Origin of the sequence: Micromonospora sp. NPDC049089, assembly GCF_040648775.1 — a bacterium.
In the GTDB taxonomy this organism is placed as follows: Bacteria; Actinomycetota; Actinomycetes; order Mycobacteriales; family Micromonosporaceae; genus Micromonospora.
In genome coordinates, this window is sequence record NZ_JBEZEH010000067.1 from 20,283 (window position 1) to 29,819 (window position 9,537).

The 9,537-nt window shown below is 71.4% G+C and carries 10 protein-coding genes; 7 read left to right on the forward strand and 3 right to left on the reverse strand.

Translation table 11 applies throughout. The annotated features are described in order from the left end of the window. Positions 1 to 50 precede the first annotated feature (50 nt). From AB0B48_RS14145 to AB0B48_RS14155, 3 genes are all read left to right on the forward strand, one after another. Positions 51 to 1,175, forward strand: a complete 1,125-nt coding sequence (locus AB0B48_RS14145) for a PP2C family protein-serine/threonine phosphatase (RefSeq protein ID WP_357200720.1) — start codon at positions 51 to 53, stop codon at positions 1,173 to 1,175. Between the two features lie 129 nt (positions 1,176 to 1,304). After that, entirely contained in the window at positions 1,305 to 3,161 is a 1,857-nt protein-coding gene (locus AB0B48_RS14150) for an acyl-CoA dehydrogenase (RefSeq protein WP_357200698.1), read from the forward strand. A 194-nt stretch (positions 3,162 to 3,355) separates the two neighbouring features. Further along, positions 3,356 to 3,625, forward strand: a complete 270-nt coding sequence (locus AB0B48_RS14155; RefSeq protein WP_030487564.1) for a DUF6458 family protein — start codon at positions 3,356 to 3,358, stop codon at positions 3,623 to 3,625. 49 nt (positions 3,626 to 3,674) lie between these two features. Here the strand turns inward: AB0B48_RS14155 and AB0B48_RS14160 are convergent, their stop codons facing one another. Beyond that, entirely contained in the window at positions 3,675 to 4,214 is a 540-nt protein-coding gene (locus AB0B48_RS14160) for a histidine phosphatase family protein (RefSeq protein WP_357200701.1), read from the reverse strand. A gap of 112 nt (positions 4,215 to 4,326) precedes the next feature. Here AB0B48_RS14160 and AB0B48_RS14165 point away from each other — a divergent pair, with 112 nt between their 5' ends. Next, entirely contained in the window at positions 4,327 to 4,614 is a 288-nt protein-coding gene (locus AB0B48_RS14165) for a DUF6458 family protein (protein WP_350854835.1), read from the forward strand. Positions 4,615 to 4,998: 384 nt separating this feature from the next. Here AB0B48_RS14165 and AB0B48_RS14170 read toward each other — a convergent pair whose 3' ends face one another. Then, positions 4,999 to 5,676, reverse strand: a complete 678-nt coding sequence (locus AB0B48_RS14170) for a hemolysin III family protein (RefSeq protein ID WP_357200704.1) — start codon at positions 5,674 to 5,676, stop codon at positions 4,999 to 5,001. Between the two features lie 107 nt (positions 5,677 to 5,783). Between AB0B48_RS14170 and AB0B48_RS14175 the strand changes: the two genes are divergently transcribed. From AB0B48_RS14175 to AB0B48_RS14185, 3 genes are read left to right on the forward strand one after another with little or no spacing between them, the layout of a single operon-like run. Next, positions 5,784 to 6,686, forward strand: coding sequence for a carboxyltransferase domain-containing protein (locus AB0B48_RS14175; RefSeq protein ID WP_357200707.1), 903 nt, complete (start codon positions 5,784 to 5,786; stop codon positions 6,684 to 6,686). Beyond that, complete coding sequence (locus tag AB0B48_RS14180) at positions 6,683 to 7,546, forward strand: biotin-dependent carboxyltransferase family protein (RefSeq protein ID WP_357200710.1); 864 nt, start codon at positions 6,683 to 6,685, stop codon at positions 7,544 to 7,546. Before AB0B48_RS14175 ends, AB0B48_RS14180 begins: the two co-directional genes overlap by 4 nt. Then, positions 7,530 to 8,279: a 5-oxoprolinase subunit PxpA gene (locus AB0B48_RS14185; protein WP_355004644.1), complete on the forward strand. Its 750-nt coding sequence runs from the start codon at positions 7,530 to 7,532 to the stop codon at positions 8,277 to 8,279. Before AB0B48_RS14180 ends, AB0B48_RS14185 begins: the two co-directional genes overlap by 17 nt. A gap of 34 nt (positions 8,280 to 8,313) precedes the next feature. Here AB0B48_RS14185 and AB0B48_RS14190 read toward each other — a convergent pair. Further along, the coding region (locus tag AB0B48_RS14190) for an NHL repeat-containing protein (RefSeq protein WP_357200714.1) at positions 8,314 to 9,537 on the reverse strand (1,224 nt) is incomplete at its 5' end.

Here is a 9,537-nt window from a genome sequence, read left to right on the forward strand (position 1 = left end):
CCTCAGACGACGGGTCAGGTTCATTCACCGGTTCACGTGGATCAGGCAAACTGTCCCTCGTACCCACGCGACTCCTCCAGTCGGGCCGTCGCCCGCTGAGCCCCGGATCCCGCGCCGGCCTCGGCGCGGCCCTCGTTCTGCTCGCGATCGTCTCGGCGGTGGAGGCGGCGGACGGCCGTAAGGTGCACTACGTCGCGCTCCTGGCGGCCGCGCCGGTTCTCGCCGCCGCCCTGGCGTCCTGGCTGGTGGTCCTGGGGGTGGGCGTCGCGGCGACACTGATCGGCGCCGGCTTCGCGCTGGTCGCGCCGAAGGTTTCGTTGGCCACCTCGGTCAACGTTGTCGCGGTCGCTCTCGTCACCGGAATGGCCGTTGCGGTGGCCTGGGTTCGCCAGCGGCAGGCCGAGCGGATCGTGGAGCTGACCAAGCTCGCCTCGGTGGCCCAGCAGGCTGTGTTGCGCCCGCTCGGGCCGCAGGTCGGCACGCTGTCGGTCGCGGGACGCTACATCTCCTCCACCGCGACGGCCGAGATCGGCGGCGACCTGTACGAGGCGATCGACACGCCCTACGGCGTCCGCATGATCATCGGTGACGTGCGGGGCAAGGGTCTGGACGCGGTCCGGCTGGCCAGCATCGTCCTCGGTTCCTACCGGCACGTGGCGTACGAGCGGGCCGACCTGCGGGCCGTCGTCGCCGACCTGGACCGCGCGGTCGCCCGCAACGTTGGCGACGAGGACTTCGTCACGGCGGCACTGGTCGAGGAGCGTGGCGGCACCCTCACGATCGTCAACTGCGGGCATCCGCCACCGCTGCTGCTACGTCGAGGTGCGGTGATCCCGCTGGAACCGCCGGCCCCGGCACCTCCGCTCGGGTTCATGCCGGTGGTCCGCCCTCGGGTCGAACGCCTGGAACCCGGGGACCGGCTGCTGCTGTTCACCGACGGTCTCGGCGAGGCGCGGCGGGACGGTGAGTTCTTCCCGACCGCCGATCGGGCTTGGCGACTGCTCGGCCATGGCACGGTCGCCGACGGGCTGGCATCGCTGGAGACCGCCCTGGTCGAGTGGGTGCACGGTCGGCTCGACGACGACATCGCGCTGGTTCTGATGGAGTACGTGGGTGCCCGTGCCGGCGCTGCCGTCGCCGTCCCGAGCTGGGAGGTCGGCGCCGCCGAGAGTTGAGCCGCCCGGCCGCGCCCGCAGGTGTGTAATGGCCGTCACTTGGGTGATCCGCTTGTCGCTGCCTACCCGCGAGTAATACAGTCGGGGTTACTGATCGGTAACACCTGTCCGGAAGCGGGGCCAGCGAGCATGACCCACTACAAGAGCAACCTGCGGGACCTTGAGTTCAACCTGTTCGAGGTCTTCGGGGCGGACCAGGCGTTCGGCCAGGAACCGTACTCCGAACTCGACGCCGACACCGCCCGCAGTTTCCTCTCCGAGCTTGATCGCCTCGCTCGCGAGGACCTGGCCGCCAGCTACACGGACAGCGACCGCAACCCGCCGGTGTTCGACCCGGCCACGCACACCGCGCCGCTCCCGGAGTCGTTCAAGAAGTCCTACCAGGCATTCATGGACTCCGAGTTCTGGCGCCTGGACCTGCCGCCGCACCTGGGCGGCACCAACGCCCCCCGCGCCCTCTGGTGGGCCCTCGCCGAGCTGGTGCTCGGCTCGAACGCCCCGATCTGGATGTACGCCTCCGGCCCGTCCTTCGCGCACGTGCTGGAGGTCGAGGGCAACGAGCAGCAGAAGCGGTGGGCCAAGCTCTTCATCGACAAGCAGTGGGGCTCCACCATGGTGCTCACCGAGCCGGACGCCGGCTCGGATGTCGGCGCCGGCCGCGCCCGCGCCATCCAGCAGCCGGACGGCTCCTGGCACATCGAGGGCGTGAAGCGCTTCATCACCTCGGGTGAGCACGACCTCAGCGACAACATCGTGCACTACGTGCTGGCCCGCCCGGTGGGTGTGGAAGGCGTCGGTGGCCCCGGCACCAAGGGCCTGTCGCTCTTCGTCGTGCCGAAGTTCCACTTCGACGAGACCACCGGCGAGCTGGGCGAGCGCAACGGCGTCTACACCACCAACGTCGAGCACAAGATGGGCCTGAAGGTCTCCAACACCTGCGAGCTGACCTTCGGCGAGCACGGCGTACCGGCCAAGGGCTGGCTGCTGGGCGACAAGCACGACGGCATCCGCCAGATGTTCATGATCATCGAGTACGCCCGGATGCTGGTCGGCACCAAGGCCATCGCCACCCTCTCCACCGGCTACCTCAACGCCCTGGAGTACGCGAAGAACCGGGTGCAGGGCGCCGACCTGGTCCAGCAGGCGGACAAGACCGCGCCGCGGGTCACCATCACCCACCACCCGGACGTGCGCCGCTCGCTGCTGCTGCAGAAGTCGTACGCCGAGGGCCTGCGTGCCCTGGTTCTCTACACCGCCACCTGGCAGGACAAGGTCGCCATCGCCGAGGCGGCCGGCGACGAGAAGGCCACCAAGCTGGCCAAGCGGGTGAACGACCTGCTGCTGCCGCTGGTCAAGGGCGTCGGTTCGGAGCGGGCGTACGAGATGCTCGGGCACGAGTCCCTGCAGACCTTCGGCGGCTCCGGTTTCCTCCAGGACTACCCGCTGGAGCAGTACGTCCGGGACGCCAAGATCGACACCCTGTACGAGGGCACCACCGCCATCCAGAGCCTGGACCTGATCTTCCGCAAGATCGTTCGGGACAACGGCAAGGCCCTCATGGCGGTCGCCGGCGAGATCCAGGAGTTCATCTCCACCGAGGCGGGCAACGGCCAGCTCAAGGAGGAGCGGCAGGCGCTCGGCAAGGCGCTCGGCGAGGTGCAGAACATCCTCGGTGTGATGACCGGCTGGCTGGGCGAGGCGCAGGGCGGCGAGACCCGCGCCCTCTACAAGGTCGGGCTGAGCAGCCGGCGCTTCCTGCTGGCGATCGGTGACCTGGTGGTCGGCTGGCTGCTGCAGCGGCAGGCCGAGGTGGCGCTGAAGGCGCTGACCGGCGAGGTCTCTGCCAGCGACAAGGCGTTCTACACCGGCAAGGTGGCCGCTGCCCGTTTCTTCGCCCGTGAGGTGCTGCCCCGCATCGGCGCCGACCGGCGGATCATCGAGGGTGCCGACCTCGACATCATGGACCTCCCGGAGGAGGCCTTCTAGGTCCTGTGCCGGGTCGCACCACTCGGCACCGACGGCCGGCGGGGCATGTTGCCCCGTCGGCCGCCGCCGTTTCGACCCGACAGTGGGCACGTATTGACCGCGCCCGGTCGGGTATGCCGCTGCCGTGGCGGGTAACCGTCGCGTGACCTCGAAAGGGAACGCCCAGAGCCACCGCACGGGGGAGTGCAGCGCACATGGGTGTAGGAAGCGGCATTTTTCTCATCGCGATCGGCGCGATCCTGACCTTCGCGCTGAGAGCCAACGTCTGGTGGATCGACGTACGCGCGGTCGGCTGGGTGTTCATCCTGGCCGGGCTGGCCGTACTGCTGACCACTGTCTGGTTCTGGCAGGACCGGCGCAAGCGGGCTCGAACCCTCATCGTGGAGGAGAACCGGCTGTCTCATCCGACGGCGATGATGCCGCCACCGCCGGACCCGCCGCCACCAACCGCGCCGCCGTCCTGATCCCGGCACAACGCGTACCCCTGAGCCACCCGTCGGATCGGCGGGTGGCTCAGTCGCGTGCGGTGTGCCGAGCCGTGAGCGGCGCTCCCGCCCTGCTCAACTCCGCCCAGCCCACCGGGCAGCGGTGCACCGCCAGCTCGGCGGTGCGCAGACCCTCGTCGGTAACTCCCTCGGGGTCGAGGAGCGCGGATAGCAGCGAGATGCCCGGATTGTGAGCAATGAGCAAGGCTGTGCGGGCCGCCGGGTCCACAGTGCGGACCAGCGACAACAACTCCTCCGGGTGTGCGTCGTACGCACCCGGCTCATAACGGACGGTCGGGCGAGGACCGGTCGGGCCACCCTCCGGCGGTGAACCGGTCATCCCCATCGCCACCCCGTGCCAGGTCTGGCGGGTGCGTCGGGCCGTCGAGCAGATCACCACGTCGGGCAGCAGCCCCTGGTGCGCCAACCAGGCCCCAGCCGCTGCCGCGTCGGCGTCCCCGCGTGCGCTCAACGGCCGCTCCGCGTCGTCCGCCGCGTCGTTGCCCTGCTCGGCCTTCGCATGCCGCAGCAACACCAGTGTCCGTGTGTCGGGGTCGGCGTCCGTCATGCCCCCAGCTTGCCCGATTGGCGATCTCCGTGCCTGGGTAAGTCGATGGACGCCGCACCCCTACCGACGGCCGCGGCGCGACGTACGCCAGGTTAGAGCCGAGGAGCGAGACATGGGCATTGGTGGCAGCATCTTCTTGATCGCGTTGGGCGCGATCTTCGCGTTCGCAGTGGAGGCCGACCTGGGTTGGCTGGACCTGGCCGTGGTCGGCTGGGTGCTGATGCTCGCCGGCGTCGCCGGCCTGCTCGCCACCCTCTACTTCTGGAACAGCCGCCGCCGCCCGGTAGTGGCCGCGCCGGTTCGCGAGGAGCGCGTCGTGGCCGACCGGGTCGTGCCGGTCCAGGACAACCAGGTCGTGCAGGAGTACCGCGAGGTGCGTCGGCCGGGCCGACCGGTCTGATCCTCGCCCACACACTCCGGGGTCCCGCAGCGTCGCGGGGCCCCGGCTCGCGTGTGTGCCCCGGCTCGCGTGTGTGCCCCGGCCCGCGTGTGCGCGACGGGGTCGCCAGCACCCCGCTACCCGGCCAAGATCCGCACACTTTCGGGGAAGCTGCTGCCTGAGGGCGTGTCGAGACAGCAGTTTCCCTGGAGATGTGCGGATCTTGAGGTGCGGGCCTGATCCCGGAGGCGGTGATCGGGCGAAGATCGTGCTCGATCCAGGAAGTAGTGCCTTCGAATGCGAGCGAGGCCACTACATCCTTGATCGAGCACGATCATGGCGGCGGCAGTCGCCATGCGTTGCGGCCGAGCAGCGTTGCCGGGACCCTGGGTCCTGGCGGTTGGGTCAGGCGAACAGCGCGAAGTAGATCGCGATGTGGTGACACAGCGCCGCCAGCAGGGTGCAGGCGTGGAAGAACTCGTGGTGGCCGAAGACGGTCGGCCACGGGTTGGGCCGGCGCAACGCGTAGAAGATCGCGCCGACGCTGTAGATCGCGCCGCCGACGATCAGCAGCACCAGCGCCGCGACGCCGCCCCCGTGCAGGATCTCCGGGAGCATTGCCACCGCCACCCATCCCAGCGCCAGGTAGAGCGGCGCGGACACCCAGCGTGGCGCGTGCGGCCAGACCACCTTGACCGCAACGCCGGCCAGTGCGCCACCCCAGACCAGGGCCAGCATCACGGTGGCTGGCCGGGGCGCGAGCAGCATCGCGCAGAGCGGTGTGTACGTGCCGGCGATGAACACGAAGATCATCGAGTGGTCCATCCGGCGCATCACCTGGTAGCCGCGCTCCGACCACACGCGGCGGTGGTACAGCGCGCTCGTGCCGAAGAGCCCGCAGACCGTCAGGCTGTAGATGAGGCAGCTCACCAGGGGTGCCCACCCGGGCCGGGTGGCGGCGATCGAGCAGAGCACGATGCCGCAGACCAGGGCGACGAAGAAGGCGTACGTGTGCAGCCAGCCGCGCATCCGGGGCTTACCGATGTCGACCGGCTTCAGGCGAAGCGGGGCGGAGGTGGTCACCTAATCAGGTTACGGCACCGTAGGTTACTTGTAAGTAGTGGCGTTGGTGACACCCGGCACCGTCAACGTGAACACCGGATCGGCACGGCATCGGCGAGGATGTGCGGATGCGGATCCGACAGGTCGGGGCGCACGCCCTGCTACTCGACTGCGCCGCCCCAGCCGACACCCCCGAAGCCGTGGCCGACATCCCGGAGGCTGCCCTTGTCGAAGCGTGGCGGGCCGAGCTGTGGCGGCGTCGGGAGCGGGGCGACCTGATCGCCGTGGAGATCGTGCCGGCGGCCCGGACCGTGCTACTCGACGGCCTGCCCGACCCGGCCACCACGACCGAGCAGCTGACCCGTTGGGCACCCGCCGTCACCGCCGCGATCACCCGCCCACACCAAGCCAATCCCAAAGTCGCCGCCCACGCCCACGCCGCCTACGCCAAAGCCCGCGCCGACGACGCCGCCCACGCCCACGCCGCCTACGCCAAAGCCCGCGCCGACGACGCCGCCCGCGCCGACGACGCCCACGCCCGCGCCCGCGCCCGCGCCGACATCGAACCTGGTGCCGGAGCGGACAACGACGCCCAGGCCCGAGGCACAGCCGGACTCCGCGACGCCACAGCCGAAAACGGGGCCGACGACGCGGCTGACGTGTTCGTGCCGGTCACCTTCGACGGGCCGGACCTGGCGGCGGTGGCGGAACACTGGGGCGTGGACGTGCCGGCAGTGCGGCACAAACTGACCAGCACGCGGTTCCGGGTCGCCTTCTGCGGATTCGCCCCCGGATTCCCCTACCTGACCGGGCTGCCCGCCGAGTTGGCGCTGCCCCGGCTGGCCACGCCCCGTCCCCGGGTGCCGGCCGGCTCGGTCGCGTTGGCGGGCCCGTACGCCGGCATCTACCCGGGCGCTTCCCCCGGCGGCTGGCTGTTGGTCGGTCGGACCGACCTGGTGCTGTTCGACGTGGCTGCGGACCCGCCGGCCCGACTCGGTCCGGGCACCACGGTGCGGATGGTGGCGGCGTGACCCGCCCGGCCGCCATCGAGGTGATCCGCGCCGGTGCGCTCACCACTGTGCAGGACCTGGGCCGGCCCGGCTGGGCGCACCTGGGCGTACCCCGGTCCGGCGCCCTCGACCCGGGTGCCCTGCGGTTGGCCAACCGGCTGGTCGGCAATCCGGAGCACGCGGCCGGCCTGGAGATCACCCTGACCGGCTGCACAGTGCGGTTGACCCGGGCCGCCACGGTGGCGGTCACCGGCACCGAGGTCCCCGTCCAGGCGGGTGCCCGGCCCGGTGACACGGGACGCCCCCTCAGCGTGCCGGCCGGGACGGTGCTGCGGATCGGTCCCGCCCGGCGGGGCGTACGGAGTTGGCTGGCTGTGGCGGGCGGCATCGACGTGTCACCGGTGCTCGGTAGCCGGGCCACCGACACCCTCTCCGGGCTCGGCCCGCCCCGGCTACGGGACGGTGACCTGCTGCCGCTCGGTGATCCGGTCGGCACCCCGGCACCGGTGGACCTGACCGTGTGCCCGACGCCGCCTGAAGAGCTGCACCTGACGCTGGGTCCCGGTCCTCGCGAGGACTGGTTCACGCCGACGGCGTTCGACCGGCTCTTCGGCAGCGCGTACACCGTCAGCCCGGTGAGCAACCGGGTCGGTGCGCGGCTCGCCGGCGCGGCGCTGCCCCGCGCGGTGGCCGGCGAACTCCCCAGCGAGGGCATCGTGCTCGGGGCGGTGCAGGTGCCGGCGGACGGACAACCCCTGATCTTCCTCGCGGACCATCCGACCACCGGTGGATACCCCGTCATCGGGGTGGTCACCGACGTGACCCCGCTCGCGCAGGCCCGGCCAGGTACTACCGTCAGATTCCATGGACCTCAACGCTGACCTGGGCGAGGGATTCGGCATCTGGCGACTCGGTGACGACGAGGCGCTGCTGAGCCTCGTGACCTCCGCCAACGTCGCCTGCGGCTTCCACGGCGGCGACCCGTCGACAATGCGGCGGGTCTGCGAGGGCGCTGCGCGACGCGGGGTCGCGGTGGGCGCGCAGGTCGGCTACCGGGACCTGGCCGGCTTCGGCCGGCGGCACATCGCGTACGACTTCGCCGAGCTACGCGACGAGGTGACCTACCAGTTGGGGGCGCTGGACGCGTTCTGCCGGTTGTTCCGCACCCGGGTCCGCTACCTGAAGCCGCACGGCGCGCTCTACCACGCGGCCAGCACCGACGAGTCCCAGGCGGCGGCGGTGGTCGCCGCGGTCAGCGGTTACGACCCGGAGCTGCCCGTCCTCTGCCTTCCCGGCTCGACGCTCGCCCAACTCGCCGTGGGCGCCGGCCTGCCGGTGGTTGCCGAGGCGTTCGCCGACCGCGCCTACCTGCCCAACGGGGCGCTGATGCCGCGCGGCACCCCCGGTGCGGTGATCACCGACCCCGAGCAGATCGCCGAACGGGCGGCGCGGATGGCCACCGAACGCAGCGTGGTGGCTGTCGACGGCACTGTCATCCCCTGCTCGGTCGACTCGATCTGTGTGCACGGCGACACCCCGGGCGCGGTCTCCGCCGCCGAGCTCGTCCGCGCCAGCCTGATCGACGCCGACATCACACTGGCCCCGTTCGCCTGACCGGAGGGGCCCAGCTGGGCCCCTCCGAATCGCGTCAGGCGTCCAGGCCGCGAAGCACCAGCGGCAGCCGGGTCACGGCGCCGTCGACCACCCGGACGGGTACGCCCCAGTCCTGCCGGGTCAGGTGGCACGCCGCGTGTTCGACGTCCGCGTCACAGGTCGCCGCCTGCGCTGTCACCTGGAGCACCCCCGCGGTGACCTCGCCGTTGAGCACCAGCCGGCGGGACAGCTCGGTGCCCGTGCCAGCACCGTCCACCAGCAGTTCCGGCGGGGACGCGGAGACCACCAGCCGGGTCGACGGCCCGTACGTCTCGTCCAGCTTCTGCCCCGGCGCCGGGGTGAAGACGATGTCCAGGGTGACCTCGCCGGCGGCGACGTCGGTCGGCTTGCGCTCGGTGCGGTGCCGTGGCCCGTCCACAGTGCTGGCACCCGCCGCCGACAGTGCACCGGGGGCGAGCCGGGTCAACCGGTGTGCGGCGGACTCCACCACCAGCACCTCACCGGACGGGGTGAGCACCAGGTCGCTCGGCTCCGCCAACCCGTCGGCGACGGTGGAGACCTGGTTGCTGGCCGGGTCGAAGCGGCGCACCGCACCGTTGTATGTGTCCGCGATCAGCACCGAGCCGTCCGGCAGCGCGCACACCCCCAGCGGGTGCTGGAGCAGCGCCGACTCCGCCGGGCCGTCCACGTGCCCGAAGTCGAACAGGCCCTGCCCGACGGCGGTGCCCAGCACACCGTTCTCGACGTACCGGATCGAGCTGGTCTCGCTGTCGGCCACCCAGAGTCGGGTGCCGTCGGCGGAGGTGGAGAGCCCGGACGGCTGGGCCATCCACGCCTCGGCCAGCGGGCCGTCGCGCAACGCCTCCACTGTGGTGCCGGCGTACATGCCGGCGGTCCGCTTGATCGGGTCGAACCACCAGAGCTGGTGGATGCCGGCCATCGCAATGATCAGCTTGTCGTCGTACCAGGCCAGGTCCCACGGCGACGAGAGGTCGACGGCGAACGCGTCGTGGGCGTGGTCGTCGACCTCAGCGCGCCACTGCCGCCCACTGCCGGCAACGGTGACCACCTCGCCGGACTCCAGCCGTACGCCGCGCAGCAGGTGGTTGACGGTGTCGGCCACCACCAGGTCGTAGCCGGCCACCTCGGCGACGTGCGTGGGCAGCACGCACACGCCCTGCGGCTCGGAGAACGTCGCCGCCGCGGGCGGGCCCGCCCCCCCGCCCCGCGCGCCCCCGCCCCTCCGCCGCACCCCCCG

Excerpts from the sequence above, each read along its gene's own strand:
- AB0B48_RS14185 (WP_355004644.1), top strand. The coding sequence starts at position 7,530 with ATGGACCTCAACGCTGACCTGGGCGAGGGATTCGGCATCTGGCGACTC.
- AB0B48_RS14150 (WP_357200698.1), top strand. The coding sequence starts at position 1,305 with ATGACCCACTACAAGAGCAACCTGCGGGACCTTGAGTTCAACCTGTTC.
- AB0B48_RS14165 (WP_350854835.1), top strand. The coding sequence starts at position 4,327 with ATGGGCATTGGTGGCAGCATCTTCTTGATCGCGTTGGGCGCGATCTTC.
- AB0B48_RS14160 (WP_357200701.1), bottom strand. The coding sequence starts at position 4,214 with ATGACGGACGCCGACCCCGACACACGGACACTGGTGTTGCTGCGGCAT.
- AB0B48_RS14155 (WP_030487564.1), top strand. The coding sequence starts at position 3,356 with ATGGGTGTAGGAAGCGGCATTTTTCTCATCGCGATCGGCGCGATCCTG.
- AB0B48_RS14175 (WP_357200707.1), top strand. The coding sequence starts at position 5,784 with ATGCGGATCCGACAGGTCGGGGCGCACGCCCTGCTACTCGACTGCGCC.